The organism is Streptomyces sp. NEAU-sy36 (assembly GCF_013423905.1).
In the GTDB taxonomy this organism is placed as follows: Bacteria; Actinomycetota; Actinomycetes; order Streptomycetales; family Streptomycetaceae; genus Streptomyces; species Streptomyces misionensis.
This window is the reverse complement of record NZ_CP058977.1, coordinates 4,740,178-4,766,474: the sequence shown is the minus strand read 5'-3', so window position 1 is coordinate 4,766,474 and position 26,297 is coordinate 4,740,178. Positions and strand designations below refer to the sequence as shown.

The window sequence follows — 26,297 nt, the reverse complement described above, 5'->3', positions numbered from 1 at the left end:
GTGTGGGACCCGTCCCCGGCAGCGGACACCAGGCCCGCGCGGGGCCGGCGTTCCGGTCCCGTCGGCGCAGCACACAGAGGGAAGATGACGCGACGTGATCGTGCGGACCACACGGAAGCCGGACGTGCCGGAGGGCGAGACGGGCTGGGCGCAGGCGCGCGGCCGACGGGACCGTGGAGTGCGCACCTGCGTCCCCGCCGTCCTGGACCGCGCCGCCCGGCGGCCGGGGGAGGGTGCCGAGGACACCATCGTGCGCGGCGAGGACTGACCGGCACGCGCGGGCCCGGCCCCACACCGCGACGACGCGGTGTGGGGCCGGGCCCGCGTGCGGTTCAGCCGTGGGTCTTGGCGAGCAGCTCCAGGATCTCCGCGGTCGTGCCGGTCTCGCCGAGCTTCGGGAAGATCTTCTCGACGCTGTGCGCGTGCGTCTGCGCGTCGCGGTCGGCCATCGCGTCCGTGGCGAGGGTGACGTTGTAGCCCATGGCGTAGGCGTCGCGGGCGGTGGACTCGACGCCGATACTGGTGGCGATGCCGGTCAGCACGATCTGGGTGACCCCGCGACGGCGCAGCTGCACGTCCAGGTCGGTGCCGAAGAGGGCGCTCCAGTTGTGCTTGGTGACCTGGATGTCGCCGTCGTGGCCGGTCAGTTCGTCGACGAGGACGTCCCAGCCCTCCGGGAAGGCCGCGCCGCCGCCCTGCTGCTCGGTGCGGCCGGGCATGGCGTCGGCGAAGTCGGCGGCGAAGGACACCCGGACGAGGACGACGGGCAGGTCGCGGGCGCGGAACGCATCGGCCAGCCGCACCGAGCGGGCCAGGACGTCGGCGCCGGAGTGCGGCTGGGTGGGGGAGCCCACGATGCCGCGCTGGAGGTCGATGACGACGAGGGCGGTACGGGGGTCGAGCGTGGTGAGCGACATGAGTCGGTCAGGCCTTTCGAGGGGGTGTTCTTCGGGGGTTCGCCGGGGAGCCGGTCGCGCCGGCGGACCGGTCGGCGGGGCTTCGGCGTCAGTGCTGGGACAGCCGCTGCAACAGCTCCAGGGCCGCGAGGACCGTCTGCCGCTCCTCGTCCGTGTACCGGTCCTGGAAGGCGCGCGCCAGCCACTCCTCGCGCACCTGCCTGTTGCCCTCGATCCGGGCCCGGCCGGCGTCGGTCAGGGTGACCAGCTGGCGACGGCCGTCGTCCGGGTCGGGGGCGCGGCGGATCAGCCCGTGCTGTTCGAGTGCGGCCAGCGTGGTGGCCATGGACTGCGGGCGCACCCCCTCGGCGGCGGCCAGCGCGCTCGCGGTGGCCGCGCCGTGCTTGCCGACCAGGCTCAGCGCGGACTCCTGCGACGGTGTCAGGTCGGCGTCCTGGGCGACCTCGCGGATGCGCCGCCGCAGCCGGCTGAACACCACCCGCAGGTCACGCGCCGCCCGGACGGCCGTGTCGGAGATGTGATCCATGCCGGTCACCCTAGGTCCGCCAGGCAGGACTGTCCAGTCGAGACTGTTCAGCTTTGCCTGAACAACTCTCGGGTACTCGGCGCTCGGACCGACCCGGCGGAAGGCGAGGAGTGCGGATGACCTCTGGGGACACGGCCGGCCTTGCGGCGGCACTGCGCGCCGAGGTGGACGGCGAGATCCGTTTCGACGCGGGCAGCCGTGGCGCCTACGCCACGGACGGCTCCAACTACCGGCAGGTGCCCCTCGGCGTCGTCGTCCCCCGCACGGTGGAGGCGGGCGCCCGGGCGGTGTCGGTGTGCGCGCGCTTCGGCGCGCCCGTCCTGTCCCGGGGCGGCGGCACCAGCCTGGCCGGGCAGTGCACCAACACCGCCGTGGTGATCGACTGGACCAAGTACTGCGACGCCCTGATCACCGTGGATCCCGAACGGCGCACCTGCGTGGTCGAGCCCGGAATCGTCCTGGACGCCCTCAACGCCGAACTCGCCCGCCACCACCTGCAGTTCGGCCCGAAGCCGTCCACCCACAGCCACTGCGCCCTCGGCGGCATGATCGGCAACAACTCCTGCGGGGCCTCCGCCCAGGCCTACGGCAAGACCGTCGACAACGTCCGCCGCCTGGAGATCCTCACCTACGACGGGCAGCGCGCCTGGGTCGGCCCCACCCCGCCCGAGGAACGGGCCCGGATCATCTCCGGCGGCGGCCGGCTCGCCGCGATCTACGCCGGCCTCGACCGCATCGCCACCGAGTACCTGGCGGACATCCGCCACGGCTACCCGAAGATCCCGCGCCGCGTCTCCGGCTACAACCTCGACTCGCTGCTGCCCGAGAACGGCTTCGACGTGGCCAAGGCACTCGTCGGCAGCGAGGGCACCCTGGTCACCGTGCTGCGTGCCGAACTCGACCTCGTGCCCGTGCCGCCGTACCAGTCGCTGCTCGTCCTCGGCTACGACGACATCTGCGCCGCCGCCGACGACGTGCCCCGCCTCCTGGAACACTGCTCGCCCACCCAACTGGAGGCGCTGGACGGGCGCATGGCCCAGCTGATGCGCGAGGAGGGCGCCTACCTCGACTCCCTCGACGTCCTTCCCCAGGGCGACAGCTGGCTGATGGTGCAGTACAGCGGGGACAGCCAGGAGGACGTCGACGAGCAGGCGCACGCCCTGCTGCGCGCCGTCGGCCGCGACGAGCGGGACCCGGCCGTCGCCTTCTCCGACGACCCCGAGCGCGAGCAGAAGATGCTCAAGGCCCGCGAGGCCGGGCTCGGCGTCACCGCCCGCCCGCCGGACGACCGGGAGACCTGGGAGGGCTGGGAGGACTCCGCCGTACCGCCCGAGCGGCTCGGCGACTACCTGCGCGACCTCAAGGGCCTGTTCGAGGAGTTCGACTACGACCACCCCTCCCTGTACGGACACTTCGGGCAGGGCTGTGTCCACACCCGCATCCCCTTCGCCCTCAGAACCGCCGAGGGCATCGCCGACTTCCGCCGCTTCCTGGAACGCGCGGCCGACCTCGTCTCCTCCTACGGCGGCTCGCTCTCCGGCGAGCACGGTGACGGCCAGGCCCGCGGCGAACTGCTCACCCGGATGTTCGGCGAGCGCCTGGTCACCGCCTTCGGCGAGCTGAAGGACCTGTTCGACCCGGACGACCGGATGAACCCCGGAAAGATCGTCCGGCCGCACCCGGTGGACGGACAGCTGCGCCTCGGCTCCGCCTGGCGGCCCGACACCCCGGCCACCCACTTCGGCTTCCCCGAGGACGACCACTCCTTCAACCGCGCGGTGATGCGCTGCGTCGGCATCGGCAACTGCCGCAGCCACTCCGGCGGCGTGATGTGCCCCTCCTACCGGGCCACCCGCGAGGAGGAGCACTCCACCCGGGGCCGGGCCCGGCTGCTGTTCGAAATGCTGAACGGGCACGCCGACTCCGCGATCCAGGACGGCTGGCGCTCCACCGCCGTACGCGACGCCCTGGACCTGTGCCTGGCCTGCAAGGGCTGCAAGTCCGACTGCCCCACCGGAGTCGACATGGCCACCCTCAAGGCCGAGTTCCTCTCCCAGCACTACGCGGGCCGCCCCCGCCCCGCCGCCCACTACGCCCTGGGCCGGCTCCCGTTGTGGGCCCGGCTGTCCCGGCTCGCCCCCGCGCTGGCCAACTCCGCGCTGCACGCGCCCGGTCTGGCCCGCGCGGGCAAACTCCTGGCGGGCGTGGACCAGGCCCGCTCCGCGCCCGTGTTCGCCGAGGAGTCCTTCGTCCAGTGGTGGCGGGCCCAGGACCGCGAGCCGCCGGACCCCGCCGACCCGCGCACCGTAGTGCTGTGGCCGGACACCTTCACCACCTACTTCCACCCGGCGATCGGCCGCTCGGCCGTGCGCGTCCTGGAGGACGCCGGATTCCGGGTCGCCGTCCCCACCGAGCCGGTGTGCTGTGGCCTCACCTGGATCTCCACCGGCCAACTCGACGCGGCCAAGCGGGTGTTGCGGCGCACCCTCGATGTGCTCGCGCCCTGGCTCGCGGCGGGCACCCCGGTGATCGGACTCGAACCGTCCTGCACCGCGGTCTTCCGCTCCGACGCCCCCGAACTCTTTCCCGAGGACCAGGACGTCGCCCGGCTGGCCGGGCAGGTGCGCACCCTCGCCGAACAGCTCGTGCACCACGCCCCCGACGACTGGCGACCACCCCGGCTCGCCCGGCAGGCCACCGTGCAGACCCACTGCCACCAGCACGCCGTGCTGGGGTTCGACGCCGACCGCGAACTGATGCGCCGCGCCCACCTGGACGCCGACGTCCTGGACGAGGGCTGCTGCGGACTCGCCGGGAACTTCGGTTTCGAACGCGGCCACCACGAGGTCTCCATGGCCGTCGCCGAGCAGGGCGTCCTGCCCGCCGTCCGGGGCGCCGCCCCCGACAGCCTGGTCCTCGCCGACGGCTTCAGCTGCCGCACCCAGATCGAGGAGGGCGGCACCGGCCGCCGCGCCGTGCACCTCGCCGAGGCCCTGGCGTTCGCCCTCGACGGCAATCTGCCGAGCGAGCACCCCGAACGCCTGGCCGACCGCCCGTCCGCACCGTCCCGCACGGCCCGCTGGGCGACGGCCGCAGCCCTGCCCGCGGGCGCCGCGCTCGGCCTGTGGCTGCTGCGCCGCCGCGCCTGAGAGCCCGTCGCGGTGTCCGGCCCGTGCCACCCGAAGTGGTTCCACGACGACCACGTCCGCGTCGAACGGACGCTCCTCGACGGCGTCCTCGACCCGGGCGGCGGCGCCGTACCCGGCGCGGACGGCGCGCCCGGTCCGGATGGCGCGCTCGCGACGCAGCGGGCGGCGCCGTACCGCGTGCACTGAAGTCACCGAGAGCAACAGGGAGTCGACCATGCCCAAGACCGTCGTCATCACCGGGGCCAGTGCCGGGATCGGCCGCGCCACCGCCCGCCGCTACGGCCGTCGCGGGGCGAACGTGGTCCTTGTCGCGCGCGGCGAGGGCGGCCTCGACGCGGCCGCCGACGAGGTGACGGCGCTCGGCGGCCATCCCCTCGTGCAGCCCGCCGACATGGCCGACGCGGCACAGGCGGAGTCCGTCGCCGAGGCCGCCGAGCGGGAGTTCGGGCCCATCGACGTATGGATCAACTGCGCCTTCGCGTCCGTGTTCGCGCCCTTCGAGCAGATCACCCCGGACGAGTACCGGCGCATCACCGAGGTCACCTACCTGGGCTTCGTCAACGGCACCCGGGCCGCCCTCACCCGGATGCTGCCGCGCGACCGCGGCACCATCGTGCAGGTGGGCTCGGCGCTCGGCGAACGCTCGATCCCGCTCCAGTCGGCGTACTGCGGGGCCAAGCACGCCATCAACGGCTTCACCTCGTCCCTGCGCACCGAACTCCTGCACCGCGGCAGCGGCGTGTGCGTCACGGTCGCCCAGATGCCCGCCGTCAACACCCCCCAGTTCGACTGGGTGCGGTCCCGCCTGCCCCGGCACCCGATGCCGGTGCCGCCGATCTACCAGCCCGAGGTGGCCGCCCGGGGCGTGGTGTACGCAGCCGACCACCCGCGCCGCAAGCAGTACTACGTCGGCGCCTCCACCGTCGCCACCATCTGGGCCAACCGGCTCTTCCCGGCCCTGCTCGACCGCTATCTGGCCCGCACCGGCTACGACTCCCAGCAGACCGACAGCGTCCCGCCCACCGGCCAGGACAACCTCTTCACCCCCGTCGACCGCACGCCCACCGCGGACCACGGCGCCCACGGTGCCTTCGACGACACCGCCCACGCCCACTCCTGGCAGGAGGCCCTGCTGCGGCACCCCACCGCCACGGCCCTCGGCGCGGGCACCGCCGCCCTCGCCGCCGTCACGGCCGTCCGCCGGGTGACGCGGGCCGCCGCCTAGGAGCCGTCCGGCCGATCACTGGTTGGTGCGCACGATCACGGCGGTTGTCTGCACGGTCCCATAATCTGCGCGCATGACCACCGATGAGTACCTCTCGACGATTGACGCGTTGGCCGTGCAGCCGTTCCCGGAGGTGACCTATGTCGACTCCTCCGGGGGCGGTGGACCAGAGCATCATGTGCGCGAGTTGCAGGTCAGTCGGGATTTCTGGGATGACGACGACGGGCAGGCGTGGGTTGAGGCCGAAGCCGAGTTGCAGGCCCGCCTCGACGACCTGGCAGCACGCCTGACCACTCGGTGGGGCCAGGCGTTCGTCGTGGATCTCGGACCGTATCTCAGTGCTGGCTGCGAGGGAGAGCCGGGGCCCGAGCCGCTCGACTACCTCAGCCAGCAGGCCGTGAGCATGCAGGTGTGGCCGCTTCCCGACCGCGGTCGTTGGCTCGCGCTGGCGATCGGCCAGGCCGACAAGGAGCTGCCTCTCATCCTTTTTGCCGCGGTCGGCCGGACTGCCGCACTCGACTTGAACACGAGTGGCCGGTCATGAGCGGAGCCACACGATGACAGCTGCCGCTGAGACAGTGCCGAGGAACACGTAGCCGCGCTTGTCATACCGCGTAGCCACCGCACGGAAGTTCTTGAGCCTGTTCACGGCTCGTTCGACGGTGTTGCGCTTCTTGTACCGCTCCTCGTCGAACTCCGGTGGCCGTCCGCCTCATGATCCCTTGCGCAGGCGGGCGGCCTGGCTGTCGGCCTTCTCCGGGATCGTGTGCCGGATGCCGCGCCGCCGCAGGTATTGACGGCAGGGACCGTTGCTGTAGGCCTTGTCTGCTGCGACGCCGTCGATCACCTGCCGGTGGGAGCGCCACCGCCCGCACCAACCATTGCTGACGGGTAAGAACGCCCGCAATCGTTCCCACTCCGCGTCCGACAGATCCCCGCGTTCACCCCGCCCCATACACGGGACAACGATCCGACCAGACGACAGTCACATGATCGGCCGGACAGCTCCTAGCCGGCCGCCGTCCCGGGCCGGGCACGGGAGGCGTCCGCTCAGGCGGTGCCGGGCGGTCCGGACCGGCCGGACAGTGTGTCCAGCAGCAGGCCGGCGACGTCCGCCGCGTCGGCCTCGCCGAGTTCGTCGAAGGCGCCGGAGCGGTGGCCGAGGACGACACCGACCACGGCGGCCACGACCAGTTCGGCCCGCAGCCGGGGCCGGTCCACCCCCTCGCGGGTGAATCGTCTGACCAGGGGGTCCACCAGGCGGGTGTGCAGCGCCGCCTTGGCGGCGTCCTTCGCCGCCTCGTCCCGCAGCGGCTCGACGGCCACCTGGAGCAGCGGTACCAGACCGCGGCGCTCCACGCGGTCCACGATGTCGAGCAGGCGCTCGGGGTCCAGCACGTCACGCACCACGTCGCCGCGCTCCTCCTCCAGGGCGGCGAGGTAGAGCCGGGTCTTGCTCCCGAAGTAGCGGGCGATCAGCGCGGGGTCCACGCCGGCCCGCTCGCCGATGTCCCGGATGGTGGTCCGGTCGAAGCCGTGCTCGGAGAAGAGGTCGGTCGCCGCCCGCAGCAGCGCCTCGCGGGTACGACCCGCGTCGCGCCGCCGGCCCGCGGTCCCGGGCGTCCGCGCGGTCACCGGTCGGCTCCCGGGCGCCCGGAGACGTCCTGCCGGGCGGTGCGCCGCGCGGCCCCGGGGAGGAGCTGATCGGCCGGGGTCGCCGGCTCGGCGGTGTCGGTCTCGGCCGCCTGCACGGGCTCCGCCGCGACGACCGCGGCCTCCCTGGCCTGTCCGCCCCGCGCGGCGGGCACCGTGCGGCCGGCCGTACGGTGCGAGCGGACCAGCAACCAGGCGACCAGGGCCGTGAGGATCCAGACCGCGCAGTCCAGCACGCCCGCCGTGCCGTAGTCGCGGTTCGGCGGCACGGACGAGGAGCCGGCCGCCGAGGTCACCACCACCGCGCTGAGCGCGCTGCCGGTCGAGTAACCGATGTACTTCACCACCTGGTTGAAGCTGGTGGCGCTGCCCGTCTCGTGCGCGGGAACCGCGCTCACGATCAGCGCCGGCATGACCGACACGGTGAAGCCGACGCCGAGACCGATCACGCCCATGAGGACGAACATCTCCCACAGGCTGTTCCTCGCGAACACGAAGACGATCGTACCCACGAGGGAGATCACACAGCCCAGCGGCAGCAGCGTGGCCAGCGGCACCCGCCGGACCAGCACCCGCACGACACGCCCGGAGACGAGACTCGCCAGCGAGAACGGCACCAGGGTCAGACCGGTGACGACGACCGACGCGCCGAAGCCGTAGCCGGCCGACTGGGGCGTCTGCACGTAGCGGGTGACCACCGACATCATCACGTACAGGCCGACCCCGGAGAGTACGGCGGTGAGGTCGGTGGCGAGGACCGTACGCTCCTTGACCAGCCGTACGTCCACCAGCGGGTGGGCGGTGCGCAGTTCGTGCAGCACCCACCACACCAGGAGCAGGATCGCCGCCAGGCCGACGATCAGCAGCCGGGGCGAGGTCCAGCCCCAGCGCTCGGCCTGGCTGAGCGCGAACAGCAGACCGCCGAGGCCGAGCCCGAGCAGCAGCGCGCCCGGGGTGTCCAGGCGGTGCGCCGGGCGGGCCGGTGACGGGGGCAGGACGAGGGCGCAGGCGACCAGGACCGCCGCGGCGGCGACCGCCGCGAACCAGAAGCCGGAGTGCAGGCCCAGATACGTGGCGAACAGTCCGGTCACCGGGTAGCCGAGGCCCACGCCCACGGCGGAGGTCAGCGACAGGGTGGCTATCGCGGGCCGCGCCTTCTCGGCCGGCAGGGCGTCCCGCACGGTCGCCATGGCCAGCGGGGTGAGCCCGATGCCGGCGCCCTGGAGCGCCCGGCCGACGATCAGCCAGGCGAAGCTCAGCGGCAGGGCGGCGAGGACGCTGCCGGCGAGGACGACGGCCAGCCCGACCAGGATCACCCCGCGCCGGTGCGGCCCGTCGCCGAGTCGCCCCATGGCCGGGGTGGCCACCGCCCCGACCAGCATCGTGACCGTGAGCGACCACTGGGCGCCGGCCACGGAGACGCCGTCCACCTCGGCGATCGTGGGGATCAGCGGGGCGCCGAGGCTGCTGATGATCGCCACGAGCATCGCGAGCGAGAGCAGCACGGGTGTCAGGGCGCTCCGCCGTCCGGGGGAGGGGGCGGCGTGGGATGGGGAGGGCATAGGCGGGCCAATCTTGTCATCGGCTGATGTCATCAAGCGATGACAAGAGTATCGCCGCGGTGGGAGCGGTTTCGCCGACCGCTCGGTCGGGGGTGCCGGCGTGGGGGCGGAAGACGTGACCGGGTTACCGGGGGAGGGGGCTGAAAAAGCGAGACCCCGGCCGGGCTGCGCGGGAACGAGTTCGTCCTGCGGCCCGGCCGGGGTCCGGCGCGGTGTGCGGGTCAGGCGGAGAGACCGGCCTTGAGCGCGGCGGCGATCTGCACCACACGCTCGGCCTGGTGGCGGGCGGAGTTGCGGGTCTCCTCGCCGACGGGGTTGCTGCCCTGGGCGTCGACGTGGGAGGTGCCGTAGGGGTTGCCGTCGACGAACTTGACCGGGTCGGTGAAGCCCGGGGAGACGATGAGGCCGCCGAAGTGGTGGATGGAGTTGTACAGCGCGAGGATCGTGGACTCCTGGCCGCCGTGCGCGGTGGCGCTGGTGGCGAAGCCGCTGTAGACCTTGTTGGCGAGCTTGCCCTGCGCCCACAGGCCGCCGAGCGTGTCGATGAACTGCTTGAGCTGCGAGGAGATGTTGCCGAAGCGGGTCGGCGAGCCGAAGATCACGGCGTCCGCCCACTCGACGTCGGCGGGGGAGGCGACCGGGACGCCGGCGCTGGCCGCGGCGTGGGCCGCCCACGCGTCGTTGGAGGCGATGGCGGCCTCGGGCGCCAGTTCGGCGGCCTTCAGCAGGCGCACCTCTGCGCCCGCCTTCTCCGCGGCGCTGCTGATCTCCTTCGCGATCTCGGCGCTGAAGCCGGTCGAGGAGTAGTAGATGACCGCGAGCTTGACGGGGGAAGTCACGGGAGAGGTCTCCGATTCGTTCTTGCGACGGAAGAAGCCCATGGTGCTGGGCGGCTTTCGTTCAGTGGTGCGTCCCACGGGGCGGGACGTGCGCGGACAGCGCATGGTTGAACGCTAAACCATTGTCCCGTGTTGGTACAACGTTCAACATGTGGAGATCGTGTCGTCGGCCCCGGTCGTCCGGGTCAGCTCGGGTCGTGGCGCACCGGGTGCTTGCTCAGGATGGACACGCGGTTGAAGGAGTTGATGGTGATGGCCACCCAGATCACCGCGGAGGTCTCGTCGTCGTCCAGCGCCTCGCGGGCGAGGGCGTAGGCGTCCTCCTGCGCGGCGGCGTCCGCGGGGTGGGTGACCGCCTCCGCGAGCGCGAGCGCCGCCCGTTCCTGCGGGGAGAAGACCTCGGTGTCCCGCCATGCGGCGAGCACGCCCAGCCGCAGTGCGCTCTCCCCGGCCCGCAGCGCTGCCGCGGTGTGCACTTTGAGGCAGTAGGCGCAACCGTTGACCTGTGACACGCGCAGGTTCACCAGTTCCACCAGCCTCCGGTCCAGCCCGCACTCCGCCGCGGCCGTGCGCACCGCCTCGGCGGCCGACACCAGGGCGCGATACGCCTGGGGAGTCTGCTTGTCTATGTAGACACGCGGGCGGACGGTCGCGGGCGGTGCTTCGGTCATGTCGTCTCCTCGTGAAGGATCGCCGTCGGGGCCGTGTGCGCGGCGGTCCGGTGACCGTACGGGCTCGGCTGTGGCATGATAGTTGAAAGAGAAACAATCACCGAGAGGTGGCGTTGTGAGCAACATCGAGACCCGGCCTCCCGAGCTGCGCTGCGGAACGCCGTCGGGCGCGGCGCCGGAACCCGGCGAGCGGCCGGTGGAGGTCCTCTCCGCGAGGGACGTCCCCCTGGGGGGCCCGCGGGCGATGACGGTGCGGCGGACGCTGCCCCAGCGCGGCCGGACACTGATCGGCGCCTGGTGCTTCGCCGACCATTACGGCCCCGACGACGTCGCCGTCTCGGGCGGGATGATGGTCCCGCCGCACCCGCACACCGGGCTGCAGACCGTCAGCTGGCTGTTCAGCGGGGAGATCGAGCACCGTGACAGCCTCGGCACCCACGCGCTGGTCCGGCCGGGCGAGTTGAACCTGATGACCGGCGGCCACGGAATCAGCCACTCGGAGGTCTCCACCCGGCGGACCTCCGTCCTGCACGGCGTGCAACTGTGGGTGGCGCTGCCCGCCGAACACCGCGACGCCCCCCGGGACTTCCAGCACCACGTCCCGCGGCCCGTCGCCCTGGACGGCGCGGAGGCCAGGGTGTTCCTCGGCACCCTCGCCGGCGACACCTCGCCCGTCCCCACCTTCAGCCCGCTCCTCGGCGCCGAGATCACCCTCGACGCGCACGCGGACGTCACCCTGGAGATCGACCCCCGCTTCGAACACGGGCTGCTCGTCGACCAGGGGGACGTGCGCATGGCACAGACGCCGCTGCGCCGCGCCGAACTCGGTTACCTGGCACCCGGAGCGGAGGAGCTGCGCCTCGTGAACACGGGGGACACCCCCGCCCGCACGGTGCTGCTCGGTGGCACGCCCTTCGGTGAACAGATCGTGATGTGGTGGAACTTCGTCGGCCGCAGCCACGACGACATCGTGCGGGCCCGGCAGGAGTGGCAGGACGCGTCCGACCGGTTCGGGAGCGTGGAGGGCTGCCCCGCCGACCGGCTCATGGCCCCGCCGCTGCCCAACGCCTCACTCACCCCGCGCGGCAACCCGCCGCACCCCCACCCCGATGGAAGCGAGAAGACACGATGAGCCCGACGTCCCACCCCGTCGTCGAACGCGCCGACGAACGGCACCGCTACGAGATCCTGGTGGACGGTGAACTCGCGGGCTTCACCGAGTATCTCGACCGGGGAGAGGCGCAGCGCGTCTTCTACCACACGGAGATCGGCGAGGCCTACGCCGGTCAGGGGCTGGCCGGCGTCCTCGTCGAGCACGCGCTGACCGATGTGCGCGAGAGCGGCAAGCGCTTCGTGCCCGTCTGCCCCTACGTCGCCAAGTTCCTCGGCAGGCACGAGGAGTTCGCCGACATCGCCGACCCGGTCACCGGCGAGGTCACCCACTGGCTCAAGGCCGAGCTGGCCGGCCGGTAGGGCTCCGCCGGGCCTGCCCACGCTGCGACGCGCATCCCGCGCCATTCGGCGCGGGGTTGCCCGGAAGTGATCTGTGCACCCGATGTCCGCACGGGCGAGAATGTTGCCGTCTGTGTGCCATCGGGGGGATGTGTGCCGGTCCGTGTTCATTTCACTGTCGAGGATCTCGCGCGTACGAAGATCGCCGCTCAGCCGAACCCGCTGTGCGAACTGGTGGTGGCGGTACGGAAGTTGAAGTTCGCGGACCATCCGGTACGGCTGTCGGCCTGGCGCCGGGACATGGCGCGGCGGCTGCGCCCCGACGCGCGGATGGTGCTCGACCTGGTCCCGCGCTCGGGCATCATGCCCGCATTCCTGGCGCCGCCCGGCACCGGCACGGCCGATGAGCTGCTGGACCGGGTGCGCGCCGTGCCGCGTTCCCGGATCCGCTCCGATCTGGCGGACGTCGCCGCGCACCGGATCCTGCCGTCCTGGACCCGGCAGCTGGCCGACGACCCGGACCGGCTGGCGCAGCTGTGCGACAGCCTCCAGCATGTGCACGACCGCCTGCTGCGCCCGTACTGGAACGGGATCACGGCCGTCATCGAGGCGGACACCGCGGCCAGGGCCCGGCAGATGGTGAGCGGCGGACTGGGGGAGGTGCTCGGCCGGATCAATCCGCGCTGGATGCGCTGGGACGCTCCCGTCCTGGAGGTCACGATGCCCTCCGGCCTGGACGGCGACCTGCACCTCGCCGGGCGCGGTCTGCTGCTGGTCCCTTCCGTGTTCGGGACCGACACCCCGGTCATCGGCCCCCATGCCGAGCCGCAGCCCTTCCTGCTCTACCCGGCCGGCGGCCCCCGGGGCCTGGCCGCGGCACTGACCCCGGAGGAAATGCCGTGGCGCACGGCGGGGGCGGGCTCCCTCGGCTCGGTGCTCGGCACCACCAGGGCCGCCGTGCTGTACGCCGTCATCGAGCGCCCCGGCTGCTCCACCAAGGAACTGGCGCGCGCGGCGGGCGTCGCCCCGGCCACCGCGAGCGAGCACGCCACCGTGCTGCGCGCGGCCGGGCTGATCCGTACGACCCGGCAGGGGCCCGCCGTCTCCCACAGCCCCACTTCCGCGGCGGTGGAGCTGTGGGGGGCGGCGGCGGGCTGACCCGGCACCGGTCCTGGCGCCCGTGCCCCCGCTTTGGGCGGCCCCAGGGCGTTCGGGCTGATTGCCCGCTATTCGGCGTGGCCCGAATCCGGTCGATCGGGCGCGGCATGCGCGAAATCCTGGTGCCCGGCCGACGCCGGACGACGCGTCCGGCGGTCGTCCGCCGTCCGTCTTCCGTCCGGACGGCCGACGACCGCCAGGCGCGTGCCCGGCCGTCCGGCAGCCACGCACATCCGCGATCCCACCCATGGAGGAACACCGATGACCGAACCCGTGGAGACCCCGCCCTATCCGGCCGGCGGCGCGGGAGTCTTCGACGTCGACCCCGACCAGAACGGGGTCAGCCAGAACCCCGATGACGCGGTGACCGGAGACATACAGGCCCTTCCCGAAGACGTGGAGTTCTGACATGGGCAACGTCCAAGGCATGCTCGCCGCCGCACGCTCGCTGCTGGGCACCGCCGAGCACCCACCCGGCTCCAACCGCAACCTGATCACCAAGTGGTACGGCTTCACCGGCCCGTGGTGCGACATGGCGGTCAGCTACGTGGCCGCCCACTCCGACAACCTCGGCGCCATGTGCGGGAAGAACGCCCTCACCACCGCCCACGCCCGCGCCTTCCAGAAGAAGGGCCGCTGGCACTACGGCATCGGCGGGATCCGGCCCGGCGACATCGTGTTCTTCGACTGGACCGGCTCCCGCTCCATCGGCGCCATCGACCACGTCGGCATCGTCGAAGCGGTGCACTCCAACCGCACCATCACCACCCTGGAGGGCAACACCTCCAACGCCTTCCGCCGCAGACGGCGCGGCTCCTCCTGCGTCGTGGGCTACGGCCGCCCCGCGTACCAGGGGGGCAGCGCGCCGATGCCGACCGGCGACGGCATCCTGCGCGTGGGTTCGAAGGGCAAGGCCGTCAGCACCCTCCAGAAGAACCTGAACACCGTGCAGAAGGCCGGGCTCGTCGTGGACGGTGATTTCGGGCCGGCCACGCAGAAGGCGGTCAAGACCTTCCAGGCCAACCACCACCTGACGGCGAACGGCGAGTACGGCCCGCAGTCCGCGGCGATGATGAAGGCCGCCCTGGCCGGCAAACAGGCGCCGATCCGGCCGAAGGCCCTCGTCGCCGCCCCCGGCACGCTGGTGGTCGACGGGGTGTTCGGACCGGCCACCTGCGCGGCGCTCCAGCGCACGCTCAACAGCCGGGAGCAGGCGGGACTGGAAGTGGACGGAGCCTTCGGACCGCTCACCGTGACCGCCCTTCAGAAGTACCTGAAGGTGACGGCGGACGGCATCGTGGGCCCCAAGACCGTCACCGCCCTCCAGAGCCACCTGGCCGTACCCGCCGGCGGCGAATGGGACGCGGCGACCAACCGCGCGCTCCAGAAGGCCCTGAACGCCGGTTCCTTCTGACCCGCCGGCAGCCGGACCGGAAGACCGCCGACGGGGGTGTGTCTTCCGGTCCGGAGCCCGCCTCAGCTCACCGTCACGGACCAGGAGGACGATCAGATGGACAACCCCGCCGACATATCGGGCGCCGCCGCGCCGGCGACCTACAAAGTGGCGATCACCGACCAGCACTCCGGGCGCATCCTGCTCTTCGACCGGACCGCCCAGTGGACCGACGCCAACGTCCGGTGGAGCTTCAGCACGGGCAACGCGCCCGGCTGGGACCACCCCTTCGAGATCCGCTTCCGGGACACCCAGCGCTACGGCATGATCGCGCTGATGACCTTCGGCAGACCCGGTGAGGGCCGCGCCGCGATCGTCAACGTCACCAGCAAGGCGCACCTGACCCGCGCCGACGTGTTGTGGTCGGCGCGCATCACCACCTACCCGCACTCCATCGAGCGCGTGCCCGGCGCCGGCGCCGTCGTGGTCGCCGGCTCACGGGACCGGCTGCACGTCTTCGGGCCGTCCACCAGCGACCCGGCCACCCTGAAGGAGGTGCAGACCCTGAACTTCACCAAGGCCCACGCGGTGTTGTGGGACGACCAGAACGAACTGCTGTGGGTGACCGGCGGCACCGTCGTGCGCAGCTACCGGGTCACCGGAACCATGCGGCACGCGCAACTGGCCAAGCACGGTCCGGACATCACCATCGTCGGCAACGGCCACGACATCCAGCCCGACTACAGCCGGCCCGGCACCCTGCTGGTCTCCGACAGCCACCACGTCTACTCGCTCGACAAGAAGACCCGCGCCCTCACCACGTTGGTCAAGTTGGCGTACCCGAAGTCCTACGTACGCCACGAAAGCGGGCAGAGCATGTGGACCACCGACACCAGCGAGAACGAGAACGTCTGGGGCGGGCCCACCGTGCACTTCTCCGCGGGAGGCGACCGCACGCGCGCCGGCGCCCAGATCTACAAGGCCCGCCTGTACACCACCCGGTTCCACTGACGCCGGACACGGCCTCGCGTCGCCACCGCCTCCTGGTCCCGGACCCGGTGACCGTGTCCGGGACCGGTCGCGCACCCGGGAGAACCTAGGCTGAGCAGATGCGCCTGCTGCTCATGTCCGACACGCACCTGCCCAAGCGCGCCAAGGAACTCCCCGGCGAACTGCTGGCCGAACTCCCGCGCGCCGACGTCGTGTTCCATGCCGGGGACTGGGTGGACACCGCCACGCTCGACCTGCTGGAGAGCCGCAGCCGCCGGCTGGTCGGGGTGTACGGCAACAACGACGGGCCCGAGCTTCGGGCGCGGCTGCCCGAGGTGGCGTACGCCGAGCTGGCCGGGCTGCGCTTCGGGGTGGTGCACGAGACCGGGCCCGCCCAGGGGCGCGAGGCCCGTTGCGCCGCGCGGTTCCCCGACCTCGACGTGCTGGTCTTCGGGCACAGCCACATCCCCTGGGACAGCACGGCCCCCGGTGGTCTGCGGCTGCTCAACCCCGGTTCCCCGACCGACCGCCGCCGTGAGCCCTACCGCACCTATCTGACGGCCGAGGCGCACGACGGAACGCTCACCGAGGTGACACTGCACCGGCTGCCGCCGCGCTGACACCACCGTGCGATCATCACCGGATGATCTCCAGCTCAGGGATACCCGACGTGGTGCCGCCGGGCCGCATGGCCGGCGGCGACCAGCCCGTCCTCGGCCTCGCGGACGGCGTGCAGCTGCGGCCCTGGGGCCCGGCCGACGCCGCCGCGCTGCTCGCCGCGGCGCGGGACCCGGCGATCCGGCAGTGGAACCTGTTCGCCGTGGCCGACGAGGACGACGCCCGGCGGCGGATCGCCCGGATGCGCGAGCGCTGGCGGGCCGAGTCCGGTGCCGTCTGGGCCGTCGCCAGGACCGGCGGCACCCCGATCGGGCTGATCGGACTCAACGGTGTCGACCTCGCCGGCGGCGCCGCCGAACTCGTCTACTGGCTGCTCCCCGAGGCGCGCGGCGCCGGCCTCGCCGTCGCCGCGACCCGGCGGCTCACCCACTGGGCCCTGCGTGACCTCGGCCTGCACCGGGTCCGGCTGTGCCACTCCACCGCGAACCCCGCCTCCTGCCGGGTCGCCGAGAAGGCCGGCTTCACCTTCGAGGGCACCATGCGCGGCGCCCTGCTGCACGCCGACGGCTGGCACGACCAGCATCTGCACGCCAGGGTGGCCGGCGACCCCGGGTGACGCGCCGGGTCGGTCTCTGCCCGGGCTCACCGGCGCCGCCCGCGGCCCTTCGCCCGCCGCCGCAGGCGCAGCACCACCAGCACCAGCGCCGCGACGGCGGCCGCCGCCGGCGCCGCACGTCTGGCCACCGGCCCGCCCGCGGTGCGCAGCAGATCGAGCGGCGGAGGTTCTTCCGCCTGCCGGGGCTCGGCCCGCGGGGGCTGGGACGCGGCCGCCTCCTCGGCGGCCTCAGCCTCCTCGGCGGCCTCCGGCCGCTCGGCCAGCCGCGCTGCCAGACAGTCGGCGAACCGGCTCACCAGCCGGTCGCCCACCTCCGCCAGCACCCCGCGCCCGAACTGCGCCGGCCGCCCGGTCACCGTGAGGTCGGTGCGCACCGACACCGCCGTACCCCCGTCCCGCTCGCTCAGCGTGCCGGTGACCGTCGCCCTGGCCGTGCCCTGCCCGCGCGTCTCCCGGCCGTTCGCCACCAGCACCATCCGGTGCGCCGCCGCGTCCTGCTCCTCGAACACCGCGGTGCCGCGATACGTCACCGTGACCGGGCCGACCTTGACCTTCACCGAGCCGGTCACGGTCTTGCCGTCGTACTCCTCCACGACCGCGCCCGGCAGACACGGCGCGACCCGCTCGATGTCCAGCAGCACGGGCCATGCCTCCTCGACCGGCACCGGAACGGTGAACTCGTGGTGCAGCTCCATCACTTGCTCCTTGCCCATCCGGGAATCAACGCTCCACCCCCGCCACCGCGCCGGACCGCGTCCCGCGCACCACCGCCGCGAGCCGCTCCAGCGCCGCCAGGCTGTGCCCCGCCACGAACTCGTCCACGCTCGGCAGGGCCGCCGCCATCCCCGCCGCCGTCGGCGCGTAACCCGGCCGCTCCTTGCGGGGGTTGGCCCACACCACCCGGTGTGCCAGCGCGTGCAGCCGGCGCATCTGGGCGCCGAGCAGCCGGGGATCGTCGCGCTCCCAGCCGTCGGAGAGCAGCACCACGACCGCGCCGCGCGCCATGCCCCGCTGCCCCCAGCGGTTCAGGAACTCGCGCAGCAGCTCGCCGAGCCGGGTGCCGCCGCGCCAGTCGGGCACGGCCGCAGCGACCGCCGCCATCGCCAGGTCCGGGTCGCGGTGGGACAGCTCGCGGGTCACCCGGGTCAGCCGGGTGCCGACCGTGAACACCTCCGTACGGCCCCCGCGCACGGCCGCGTGCGCGAACCGCAGCAGCGCGTCCGCGTACGGTGCCATCGAACCGCTCACGTCCACCAGCAGCACCACCCGGCGCGGCCGGTCGACCCGGGCGTGCCGGCGCAGCCGGGCCGGTTCCCCGCCGCGCCGCAGCAGCTCGCGCACGGTCCGGCGCGGATCGACGTCCCCGCGCCGCGCCGGCCGCCGCCGGGCCGACCGGCGGGTCTCGCCACGCAGCGCGAACGCGGCCAGCAGCCGGTGGAGTTGGGCGCGCTCGGCGTCGTCCAGGGCGGCGACGTCACGGTGCCGCAGCACCTCGGTGGAGCTGGCGAGGGTGGCGGTGGGCGGGCCCAGCGGGTCGCGCTCGCCGGTGGAACGGTCGCTGGCGAGCCGGTCCCGGACGCGCGGCCGGGGCCGGGGCGGGGGAGCGGTGCGCGGCACGGGCCGGGCGGCGGGCCCGTCGGCGCTCCCGAAGTAGGCGGCGAACACCCGTTCGTAGCGCTCCAGGTCGTCCGGACCGCCGCACAGCGTCGCCCGTCCCGCCGCGTACACGTCCGCCCGCACCCCCGGCCGCAGCACGGCCACCGCCCGCAGGAACGCGTACCCCCGCTCGGCACTCGCCTCGACCCCCGAGGCCCGCAGGGCCCGCACGAACCCGAGCAGCACGGCGTCGGCAGCCGCCGGGCCCGGCGGGGAGGACCAGGCGGCCGGGGACGTGTCCATCCCTCACACCTCCCGCGCCGCCAGCACCGCGGTCAGGTCCAGGCCCCGGGCGCGGTCCATGTCCTCGCGGTACTTGAGGACGGAACCCAGGGTGGTGACGGCGAGTTCCGCGTCGGTCTCGGTGGCACCCAGCGCCGCCAGGGCCTCGGCCCAGTCGATGGTCTCCGCGACGCCCGGCGGTTTCACCAGGTCCGCCCCGCGCAGGGCCTGGACGAGGGCCGTCACCTGTTCGGCGAGACGGGCCGACACCCCGGGCAACCGGCGGCGTACGATGGCGAGTTCACGGGCGAAACCGGGGTGGTCGAACCAGTGGTACAGACACCGCCGCTTGAGCGCGTCGTGCACCTCGCGGGTGCGGTTGGAGGTGAGGACGACCACCGGCGGCGCCTCGGCCCGCAGCGTGCCCAGTTCGGGGATCGTCACCGCGTACTCGGACAGGAGTTCCAGCAGGAAGGCCTCGAACTCGTCGTCGGCGCGGTCGATCTCGTCCACCAGCAGGACCGACGGCCGGGTCTGCAACGCCTGGAGCAGCGGGCGGGCGATGAGGAACCGCCGGTCGTACAGCTCGCTCTCCAGCCGGTCCGCGTCCCTGACGCCCGCCGCCTCCGCCGCCCGCAGGTGCAGCAGCTGGCGCGGGAAGTCCCAGTCGTACAGGGCCTGGGAGGCGTCGATGCCCTCGTGGCACTGGAGCCGGATCAGCGGGGCGCCGAGCGCCTCGGCGAGGGCGGAGGCGAGCGCGGTCTTGCCGACGCCCGCGTCGCCCTCGCAGAACAGCGGCCGGTGCAGCCTCAGCGCCAGGTAACAGGTGACGGCCAGCCCGTCGTCCACGAGGTATCCCGTTTCCTCCAGGCGGGCCCGCACCTGCTCCGGGTCCTCCATCCGGATGATCGGCGCTCACCTCATCCCGGCGGCGGTCAGCACCGCCCGCTCGGTCAGCACCCGGGCGAGGTGCGCGCGGTACTCGGGGGAGGCCGACGCGTCCTGCCCGGGCCGGGTGCCCTCGGCCGCGGCCCCGGCCGCCCGAGCCACCGGGCCCGGTCCGTCGGCGCCGGCCAGCGCCGCCTCCGCGGCGGACGCCCGCAGCGGGGTCGCGCCCATGTTGGTCAGCCCCACGCGTGCCTCGGCGATCCGCGCGTTCTCCCGCCGCACCAGCGCCGCGACCCCGACGATCGCCCAGGCCTGCGCCACCGGGTGGAACTTCTCGTAGTGGAAGCCCCAGCCGTCCGTCTTCGGCACCCGCACCTCGATGAGCAACTCATCGGGGGCGAGCGCGGACTGCAGGTAGTCGACGAAGAACTCCCGGGCCGGGACGGTGCGCCGGCCGTTCGGACCGGCGGCGACCAGCTCGGCGTCCAGCGCCAGGACGACCGCGGGCAGGTCGCCGGCCGCATCGGCGTGCGCCAGCGAGCCGCCGAGCGTGCCCCGGTGCCGTACCGCCGGGTCGGCGACGGTGGCGGTGGCGGCCGCGAGCAGCCCGGCGTGGCGGCGCACCAGCGGGTCGCGGATGACGTCGTGGTGGGTGGTGAGCGCGCCGATGACCAGGGTGTCGCCGTCCTCGCGCACCCCGCGCAGGGCGGGGATGCGCCCCACGTCCACGACGAGTTCGGGGAAGGCGAGCCGCAGCCGCAGCAGCGGCAGCAGGCTCTGCCCGCCGGCCAGCACCTTCGCCTCGTCACCCGCCTCGCCGAGCAGCCGTACCGCCTCCTCGACGGTCCGCGGGCAGGCGTACTCGAATGCCGGGGGAATCATGCCGTCGCCTCCCTCACCGCGCGCCACACCCGCTCGGGTGTGCAGGGCATCCGTACGTCGGTCACACCGAGCGGGCGCAGCGCGTCCACGACGGCGTTGACCACGGCGGGCGTCGAGGCGATCGTCCCGGCCTCGCCGACGCCCTTGACCCCGAGGGCGTTGGACGTCGCGGGGGTCTCGGTCCGGTCGGTCACGAAGTCCGGCAGGTCGGCGGCGGACGGCACGGGGTAGTCGGCCATGCTGCCGGAGACCAGGTTGCCCTCGTCGTCGTAGACCGCCTCCTCGTACAGCGCCTGCGCGATGCCCTGCGCGAGTCCGCCGTGCACCTGCCCCTCCACGATCACCGGGTTCACCACCCGGCCGACGTCGTCCACGCAGACGTACGACCTGATCCGCGTCCGCCCGGTCTCCGTGTCGACCTCGACCGCGCACAGATGGGTGCCGTGCGGGAAGGAGAAGTTCTCCGGGTCGACCACGTGCTCGGCGTTGATGGACGGCTCCACGCCGTCGGGCAGGTCGTGGTTGGTGAACGCCTCGAAGGCGATCTCCTGGATGGACCTGCGGGCCTCGGGGGAGCCCTTCACGGAGAACACGCCGTCCCGGAACTCCAGGTCCTGCTCGCTCGCCTCCAGCAGGTGCGCCGCCACCTTGCGGGCCTTCTCCACCACCGTGGTGGCCGCCCGGTGCACGGCCTCGCCGCCGACGGCCAGCGACCGCGAGCCGTAGGTGTCCATGCCCTGCGGGGACGACTTCGTGTCGCCGTGCAGCACCTCGACGTCCTCGAACGGCACGCCGAGCACGTCCGCCGCGATCTGGCTCCAGCAGGTCTCGTGGCCCTGGCCGTGCGGGCTGGTGCCGGTGACCACCTCGACCTTGCCGGTGGGCAGCATCCGGATGCTCGCCGCCTCCCAGCCGCCGGCCCCGTACCTCAGGTCGCGCAGCACCCGGCTCGGCGCCAGGCCGCACATCTCGGTGAACGTGGACACCCCGATGCCCAGGCGTACGGGGTCGCCGCGCTCGTTGCGCGCGCGCTGCTCGGCGCGCAGTTCGTCGTAGCCGAACAGGGCGAGCGCCTTGTCGGTGGCCGCCTCGTAGTCGCCGCTGTCGTAGGTCAGTCCGGCGATCGTGGTGTACGGGAACTCCTCGTGCCGGATCCAGTTGCGGCGCCGTACCTCCACCGGGTCCAGGCCCAGCTCCGCCGCCAGCTCGTCCATGATCCGCTCGATGGCGAAGGTGGCCTCCGGACGACCGGCGCCGCGGTAGGCGTCGGTGGGGGTGCGCGTGGTGAAGACGCCCGTGCACCGGAACTCGTAGGCGTCCATCTTGTAGATCGCCGGGTACATGAACGCGCCCAGGATCGGGATGCCGGGCGTGACCAGCATCAGATAGGCGCCCATGTCCGCGAGGAGGTCCACCTTGAGGCCGAGCAGCCGGCCCTCGCGGGTGGCGGCGACCTCGATGTCCTGGATCATGCCCCGGCCGTGGTGGGTGGCGAGATAGCCCTCCGAGCGGGACTCGGTCCACTTCACCGGCCGCCCCAGCCTGCGGGCCACCGCGAGGGCGAGCGCCTCCTCGCCGTACACCTGGAGCTTGGAGCCGAAGCCGCCGCCGACGTCCGGGGCGATCACCCGCAGCTTGTGCTCCGGGATGCCGGTCACGGTGGCCAGCATGATGCGCAGGATGTGCGGGATCTGGGTGGCCGAGTACACGGTGTACTCGCCGGAGGCGGCGATCGGGGTGACGACGACCGCGCGCGGCTCCATGGCGTTGGGGATCAGCCGCTGCTGGTGGTACCGGCGCTTGAGGGTGACCTCGGCGCGGGCGCGCACCGCCGCGAAGCTCTCCCCGGTGGCCAGCGGCCAGGTGTAGCAGCGGTTGGTGCCCTTGTCGGAGTGGACCAGCGGGGCCCCCTCGGCCAGCGCGGCCTCCAGGTCCAGGACCGGGGGCAGCGGGTCGTAGTCGACCTCGATCGCCTCCAGCGCGTCGGCCGCCGCGTAGCGGTCGCGGGCCGCCACGACCGCCACCGGGTCGCCCGCGTACCGCACCTCCTCCACCGCGATCGGCGGATGGTCGGGCAGCACGATGTCCTCGGTCACCGGCCAGGCGCAGGGCAGCGAGCCCAGTCCCTCGGCGAGGTCCGCGCCGCTGAACGCCGCGATGACACCGGGGCGTTCGAGGGCGGGGGCCACGTCCACGCGGGTGATGCGGGCATGCGCCATGGGGCTGCGCAGAATGGCCAGGTGCAGCATGCCGGCGACCTGGATGTTGTCGGTCCAGGTGGTCTGGCCGGTGAGCAGCCGGGCGTCCTCCTTGCGCAGCCGGGCGCGGCCGACCTCCCTGCCGGCCTCGCCCGCCACGGCTTGACCGGTCATGCCGTGACCTCCTCGGTGGCCTGCTCTCCGGAGGTGTCCCGCGCACGGTCGGCGGCTCGGGAGCCGTCCTGCCGTCCGGACGCGGCGAGCACCGCGCGGACGATGTTCTGGTAGCCGGTGCAGCGGCACAGGTTGCCCTCCAGGGCGTGGCGCACCTCGTCGGACGTCGGGTGCGGGTTCTCCCGGAGCAGATCGCGCGCCGCCATGATCATGCCGGGGGTGCAGTAGCCGCACTGGAGGGCGTGCTGCTCGTGGAAGGCGCGTTGGAGCGCCGTGAACCCGCCGTCCCCCGTCAGACCCTGCACGGTCGTCACCGCGCAGCCGTCCGCCTGGACGGCCAGCACCGAGCAGCTCTTGACGGTCGCGCCGTCCAGGTCCACGGTGCACGCCCCGCAGTTCGAGGTGTCGCAGCCGATCGGGGTGCCGGTCAGGCCGAGGCGGTCGCGCAGATAGTGGACGAGCAGCAGCCGCGGCTCCACGTCGTCCTCGTACGTCGTGCCGTCGACGTTCACCTTGATGTGGGTCATGCGCCCTCCAGACCGTGCGGGCAGGAGACGGAATCAGCCGGTCCGGCGTGATGTAGGTCACTCTATGACCGTGCCGGGGGCCCGGCGAGTGCTGCGCCCTCCGGTTTATTGAACGTTCATTCACCGCCGTCGGCGGGATCGTCCGGGGCGGCCGTTCGGCGCGCGCGACGGGGCCGGAACTGGTCTGCTGGGGGAGGGGCGGCCGGCGGCCCCGTGCCGCGCCCCCTTCGCCCGTGCCCGTCGCTCGCACCCTTGCTCCGGAGAGACCCATGAGTAGCTATCGAGTCGCCCAAGTGGCCGCCCCGAACGGCGCCTTCGAGCTGGTCGAGCGCGAGGTGCCGCAGCCGGGGCCCGGCCATGTGCGGATCGCCGTCGAGGCGTGCGGCGTCTGCCACAGCGACGCCCTCTTCGTCGGCGGCGGGCTGCCGGGTGTGACGTTCCCCGACGTGCCCGGGCACGAGATCGCCGGGCGGATCGAGGAACTGGGCGAGGGCGTGCGCGAACGCGGCTGGCAGAGCGGCGACCGGGTGGCCGTGGGCTGGTTCGGCGGCAGCTGCGGCCATTGCGGGCCCTGCCGCGAGGGCGACTTCGTCGTGTGCGACAACCTCAAGGTGCCGGGCTGGACCTACGACGGCGGCTTCGCCGAGAAGGTGATCGCCCCCGTCGACGCCCTGGCCCGGATCCCGGAGGCGCTGGCCGCGAGCGACGCCGGGCCGATGGCCTGCGCGGGCGTGACCACGTTCAACGGGTTGCGCCGCAGCCCCGGCCGGCCGGGCGACCTGGTCGCGGTGCTCGGCCTCGGCGGCCTCGGCCACCTCGGGGTGCAGTACGCGGTCGCGATGGGCTTCGAGACCGTGGCGATCGCCCGGGGGCAGCAGAAGGCCGACTTCGCCCGTCAGCTCGGCGCCCACCACTACGTCGACAGCACCTCCGCCACCCCGGTCGCCGAGGCGCTGCGAGCCCTGGGCGGCGCCAAGGTCGTCCTCGCCACCGCGGGGAACTCCGAGGCCATCTCGGCCACTGTGGACGGCCTGGCCCCCCGCGGGGAACTGGTCGCCATCGGCGCCGACACCACGCCCCTGGACATCAGCCCGGCCCAGCTCCTCATGACCGGCCGCGTCGTCCGCGGCCACCCGTCCGGCACCTCCAAGGACGTGGAGGACACCATGGCCTTCAGCGTGCTGCACGGCATCCGCCCCATGACGGAGAAGACTCCGCTCGGTGACGCCGACGCCGCGTTCCAGAAGATGCTGGCCGGGAAAGCGCGGTTCCGGATGGTGCTCACCATGGGGTGAGCGGGTGGGGCTCTCCCGGGACGGGCTGACGGGGGCGGGCCGGACCGGTCCCTGAGCGCCGGGACGTCGGCGCCCGGCGCTGCGAGCCGTCCTTCCTCAGGCCGTCGCGAGGCGGGCGGTGGCCGTCTCCGCTGCCGTGACCGTCTGCTCCAGCAGCGTCGCGATGGTCATCGGGCCCACACCGCCGGGCACCGGGGTGATCAGCGAGGCCCGCTCCACGGCCGAGTCGAAGTCGACGTCGCCGACGTTGCCCGGGTTGTAGCCGGCGTCGATCACGACCGCGCCGGGCTTGATGTCCTGGCCCCGGATCAGCCGCGGCCGGCCGACCGCCGCGACGACGATGTCCGCCTCGCGCACCGCCGCCGACAGATCCCGGGTGCGCGAGTGGCAGTACGTCACCGTCGCGTCCCGCGCCAGCAGCAGCATGCCCACCGGCTTGCCGAGGATCGCGCTGCGGCCCACCACCACGGCCCGCTTCCCGGCCGGGTCCACGCCGTACTCGTCGAGCAGCCGCAGGATGCCGCCCGGCGTGCAGGACACGAAGCCCGGCAGGCCGAAGCTCATGGTGGCGAAGGAGGCGAAGGTGACGCCGTCGACGTCCTTCTCCGGCGCGATCGCCTCGAACGCGGCCCGCTCGTCGACGTGTTCGCCCACCGGATGCTGGAGCAGGATGCCGTGCACCTCCGGGTCCGCCGACAACTCCCGCAGGGTGCGCACCAGTTCCTCGGTGCTCGTGGTGGCGGGCAGGGCCACGTGGCGGGAGGCGATGCCGGCCTTGCGGCAGCGGTTCTGCTTCATCCGGACGTAGGTGACGGACGCCGGGTCCTCGCCGACCAGCACGGTGGCGAGACAGGGGACGACGCCGGTGCGCGCCGTGAGTTCCGCGGCCCGGCGGGCGGCGTCCTCCACGATGCGACGGGCGAGGGCGGTTCCGTCCATGAGACGGGCCTGGGTCATGCGGCACACTCCTGAGCTGGATCGAGTCTTACGCCCAGGCGCGCGGCAATCACCACGGACCGCTCCCCGGTGGTGCTCCACCTCAGCGCCAGTCACGGCCCGCGTACAGACTAACCGAGGCGCTCACGGGCGCTGCCGGCGCCGGGCACGCGCCGGCGGAGCCCGCGGGCGCAGCGTCCTCAGCGCTGACCGCAGCAGGGCCGCGCGGACATCGGCAGGCTCGCCGCCGGGGCCGGCCCCCGCCGCCGGGGCCGTGCCCGTCCCAGGCCCGCGCGGGCCGAGAACGACCAGGTCAGCCGGGTGCTGACCGGGAACCGCGCAAACCGTCTGCCTACTCGTCCCATGCCTGGATCAGGATCTGCCGGGCGATCTTCCCGTCCCGCAGTGTGATCATGGACTCGGCGAGGACCCGGGTGCCGTCCCCGTACTGGCAGGACTCGGTGAACGCGGCGTGATCGCCCTGGACCACGCACTGGTCCAGCTTGTGCGTCATGTCGCGCCGGTAGATGTCGTCCAGCAACGCGGCGATCTCGCCCCGGCCGTGCAGGACCCGGGGATGGCTCGGCTGGGTGTTGTGGTCGACGATGCGGACCTCCGCGTCGTCCGCGTACAGGGCCAGCAGGGTGTTCCCGGTGGTTCCCTCGATGCCCCGGCGCAGTGTCTCGGTGTCGAAGGCGGAGCCTGTGGCGCTGCCCATGGTGACCTCCTCAAGGCGCTCGCGGCCCGCCG

The 26,297-nt window shown here is 73.3% G+C and carries 28 protein-coding genes, 1 pseudogene and 1 riboswitch; of the genes and pseudogenes, 14 read left to right on the top strand and 15 right to left on the bottom strand.

The features are described from left to right. The first annotated feature begins 100 nt into the window (after positions 1-100). Entirely contained in the window at positions 101-268 is a 168-nt protein-coding gene (locus HZZ00_RS21630) for a hypothetical protein (RefSeq protein ID WP_219013912.1), read from the top strand. Between the two features lie 64 nt (positions 269-332). Here the strand turns inward: HZZ00_RS21630 and HZZ00_RS21625 are convergent, their stop codons facing one another. Together HZZ00_RS21625 and HZZ00_RS21620 are read right to left on the bottom strand one after the other, a co-directional pair. Next, positions 333-917, bottom strand: a complete 585-nt coding sequence (locus tag HZZ00_RS21625) for a hydrolase (RefSeq protein WP_180327989.1) — start codon at positions 915-917, stop codon at positions 333-335. An 88-nt stretch (positions 918-1,005) separates the two neighbouring features. Further along, complete coding sequence (locus tag HZZ00_RS21620) at positions 1,006-1,443, bottom strand: MarR family winged helix-turn-helix transcriptional regulator (protein ID WP_070023439.1); 438 nt, start codon at positions 1,441-1,443, stop codon at positions 1,006-1,008. A 116-nt stretch (positions 1,444-1,559) separates the two neighbouring features. Between HZZ00_RS21620 and HZZ00_RS21615 the strand changes: the two genes are divergently transcribed. The 4 genes from HZZ00_RS21615 (at position 1,560) to HZZ00_RS21600 (ending at position 6,361) form a co-directional block, all read left to right on the top strand. Next, a complete protein-coding gene (locus HZZ00_RS21615; protein ID WP_180327988.1) occupies positions 1,560-4,592 on the top strand; it encodes an FAD-binding and (Fe-S)-binding domain-containing protein in 3,033 nt (1,010 codons plus the stop codon). 12 nt (positions 4,593-4,604) lie between these two features. Continuing rightward, positions 4,605-4,778, top strand: a complete 174-nt coding sequence (locus tag HZZ00_RS21610; protein WP_180327987.1) for a hypothetical protein — start codon at positions 4,605-4,607, stop codon at positions 4,776-4,778. Between the two features lie 28 nt (positions 4,779-4,806). Then, the gene (locus HZZ00_RS21605) at positions 4,807-5,817 is read left to right on the top strand and encodes an SDR family oxidoreductase (protein WP_180327986.1); all 1,011 of its coding nucleotides are present in this window, start codon (positions 4,807-4,809) and stop codon (positions 5,815-5,817) included. A gap of 73 nt (positions 5,818-5,890) precedes the next feature. Next, on the top strand, positions 5,891-6,361 hold the full coding sequence (locus HZZ00_RS21600) for a hypothetical protein (RefSeq protein WP_180327985.1): 471 nt from the start codon (positions 5,891-5,893) through the stop codon (positions 6,359-6,361). Here the strand turns inward: HZZ00_RS21600 and HZZ00_RS38710 are convergent. The 5 genes and pseudogenes from HZZ00_RS38710 to HZZ00_RS21575 form a co-directional block, all read right to left on the bottom strand. Continuing rightward, positions 6,356-6,658, bottom strand: a pseudogene (locus HZZ00_RS38710) (transposase); the annotation flags it as partial. The gene HZZ00_RS21600 and the pseudogene HZZ00_RS38710 overlap by 6 nt on opposite strands. Positions 6,659-6,867: 209 nt before the next feature. Next, entirely contained in the window at positions 6,868-7,452 is a 585-nt protein-coding gene (locus HZZ00_RS21590) for a TetR/AcrR family transcriptional regulator (protein WP_180327984.1), read from the bottom strand. Next, the gene (locus tag HZZ00_RS21585; protein WP_180327983.1) at positions 7,449-9,032 is read right to left on the bottom strand and encodes an MFS transporter; all 1,584 of its coding nucleotides are present in this window, start codon (positions 9,030-9,032) and stop codon (positions 7,449-7,451) included. Before HZZ00_RS21585 ends, HZZ00_RS21590 begins: the two co-directional genes overlap by 4 nt. A 221-nt stretch (positions 9,033-9,253) precedes the next feature. After that, the gene (gene wrbA / locus HZZ00_RS21580) at positions 9,254-9,871 is read right to left on the bottom strand and encodes an NAD(P)H:quinone oxidoreductase (RefSeq protein WP_180327982.1); all 618 of its coding nucleotides are present in this window, start codon (positions 9,869-9,871) and stop codon (positions 9,254-9,256) included. 185 nt (positions 9,872-10,056) lie between these two features. After that, positions 10,057-10,542: a carboxymuconolactone decarboxylase family protein gene (locus HZZ00_RS21575; RefSeq protein WP_180327981.1), complete on the bottom strand. Its 486-nt coding sequence runs from the start codon at positions 10,540-10,542 to the stop codon at positions 10,057-10,059. A gap of 115 nt (positions 10,543-10,657) precedes the next feature. Between HZZ00_RS21575 and HZZ00_RS21570 the strand changes: the two genes are divergently transcribed. The 8 genes from HZZ00_RS21570 (at position 10,658) to HZZ00_RS21535 (ending at position 16,769) form a co-directional block, all read left to right on the top strand. Further along, a complete protein-coding gene (locus HZZ00_RS21570; RefSeq protein ID WP_180327980.1) occupies positions 10,658-11,674 on the top strand; it encodes a pirin family protein in 1,017 nt (338 codons plus the stop codon). Further along, on the top strand, positions 11,671-12,015 hold the full coding sequence (locus tag HZZ00_RS21565) for a GNAT family N-acetyltransferase (RefSeq protein ID WP_180327979.1): 345 nt from the start codon (positions 11,671-11,673) through the stop codon (positions 12,013-12,015). Before HZZ00_RS21570 ends, HZZ00_RS21565 begins: the two co-directional genes overlap by 4 nt. Positions 12,016-12,147: 132 nt before the next feature. After that, positions 12,148-13,152: a helix-turn-helix transcriptional regulator gene (locus HZZ00_RS21560; protein ID WP_180327978.1), complete on the top strand. Its 1,005-nt coding sequence runs from the start codon at positions 12,148-12,150 to the stop codon at positions 13,150-13,152. Between the two features lie 261 nt (positions 13,153-13,413). Next, the gene (locus HZZ00_RS21555; RefSeq protein WP_180327977.1) at positions 13,414-13,560 is read left to right on the top strand and encodes a hypothetical protein; all 147 of its coding nucleotides are present in this window, start codon (positions 13,414-13,416) and stop codon (positions 13,558-13,560) included. Position 13,561: 1 nt separating this feature from the next. After that, the gene (locus HZZ00_RS21550) at positions 13,562-14,566 is read left to right on the top strand and encodes a peptidoglycan-binding protein (protein WP_180327976.1); all 1,005 of its coding nucleotides are present in this window, start codon (positions 13,562-13,564) and stop codon (positions 14,564-14,566) included. A 96-nt stretch (positions 14,567-14,662) separates the two neighbouring features. Then, a complete protein-coding gene (locus HZZ00_RS21545) occupies positions 14,663-15,556 on the top strand; it encodes a hypothetical protein (protein WP_180327975.1) in 894 nt (297 codons plus the stop codon). A gap of 98 nt (positions 15,557-15,654) precedes the next feature. Then, the gene (locus HZZ00_RS21540) at positions 15,655-16,155 is read left to right on the top strand and encodes a metallophosphoesterase (protein WP_180327974.1); all 501 of its coding nucleotides are present in this window, start codon (positions 15,655-15,657) and stop codon (positions 16,153-16,155) included. 23 nt (positions 16,156-16,178) lie between these two features. Continuing rightward, a complete protein-coding gene (locus HZZ00_RS21535; RefSeq protein WP_180327973.1) occupies positions 16,179-16,769 on the top strand; it encodes a GNAT family N-acetyltransferase in 591 nt (196 codons plus the stop codon). A gap of 26 nt (positions 16,770-16,795) precedes the next feature. Here the strand turns inward: HZZ00_RS21535 and HZZ00_RS21530 are convergent, their stop codons facing one another. Genes HZZ00_RS21530 through HZZ00_RS21505 form a run of 6 tightly spaced genes read right to left on the bottom strand, consistent with a single transcriptional unit; the run spans position 16,796 to position 23,316 of the window. After that, positions 16,796-17,464 carry an SRPBCC family protein gene (locus HZZ00_RS21530; RefSeq protein ID WP_180327972.1) on the bottom strand — a complete coding sequence of 223 codons (669 nt, stop codon included), beginning with the start codon at positions 17,462-17,464 and terminating at the stop codon, positions 16,796-16,798. A gap of 25 nt (positions 17,465-17,489) precedes the next feature. Continuing rightward, positions 17,490-18,668, bottom strand: coding sequence for a VWA domain-containing protein (locus HZZ00_RS21525; RefSeq protein ID WP_180327971.1), 1,179 nt, complete (start codon positions 18,666-18,668; stop codon positions 17,490-17,492). A 3-nt stretch (positions 18,669-18,671) separates the two neighbouring features. After that, a complete protein-coding gene (locus tag HZZ00_RS21520; protein WP_257584996.1) occupies positions 18,672-19,547 on the bottom strand; it encodes a MoxR family ATPase in 876 nt (291 codons plus the stop codon). Between the two features lie 15 nt (positions 19,548-19,562). Continuing rightward, complete coding sequence (locus HZZ00_RS21515) at positions 19,563-20,417, bottom strand: xanthine dehydrogenase family protein subunit M (protein WP_180327970.1); 855 nt, start codon at positions 20,415-20,417, stop codon at positions 19,563-19,565. Continuing rightward, positions 20,414-22,789, bottom strand: coding sequence for a xanthine dehydrogenase family protein molybdopterin-binding subunit (locus HZZ00_RS21510; RefSeq protein WP_180327969.1), 2,376 nt, complete (start codon positions 22,787-22,789; stop codon positions 20,414-20,416). The genes HZZ00_RS21515 and HZZ00_RS21510 overlap by 4 nt, the downstream gene beginning before the upstream one ends. Continuing rightward, the gene (locus tag HZZ00_RS21505; RefSeq protein ID WP_180327968.1) at positions 22,786-23,316 is read right to left on the bottom strand and encodes a (2Fe-2S)-binding protein; all 531 of its coding nucleotides are present in this window, start codon (positions 23,314-23,316) and stop codon (positions 22,786-22,788) included. Before HZZ00_RS21505 ends, HZZ00_RS21510 begins: the two co-directional genes overlap by 4 nt. A 269-nt stretch (positions 23,317-23,585) precedes the next feature. Here HZZ00_RS21505 and HZZ00_RS21500 point away from each other — a divergent pair, with 269 nt between their 5' ends. Continuing rightward, the gene (locus HZZ00_RS21500; protein WP_180327967.1) at positions 23,586-24,611 is read left to right on the top strand and encodes an alcohol dehydrogenase; all 1,026 of its coding nucleotides are present in this window, start codon (positions 23,586-23,588) and stop codon (positions 24,609-24,611) included. A gap of 96 nt (positions 24,612-24,707) precedes the next feature. On the opposite strand, the gene HZZ00_RS21495 is transcribed toward HZZ00_RS21500, so the two are convergent. Further along, positions 24,708-25,568, bottom strand: coding sequence for a bifunctional 5,10-methylenetetrahydrofolate dehydrogenase/5,10-methenyltetrahydrofolate cyclohydrolase (locus HZZ00_RS21495; protein WP_180327966.1), 861 nt, complete (start codon positions 25,566-25,568; stop codon positions 24,708-24,710). A gap of 25 nt (positions 25,569-25,593) precedes the next feature. Beyond that, a riboswitch (ZMP/ZTP riboswitch) is annotated at positions 25,594-25,674 on the bottom strand. Between the two features lie 225 nt (positions 25,675-25,899). Then, a complete protein-coding gene (locus tag HZZ00_RS21490) occupies positions 25,900-26,265 on the bottom strand; it encodes a nuclear transport factor 2 family protein (RefSeq protein ID WP_180327965.1) in 366 nt (121 codons plus the stop codon). Between the last annotated feature and the right edge of the window lie 32 nt (positions 26,266-26,297).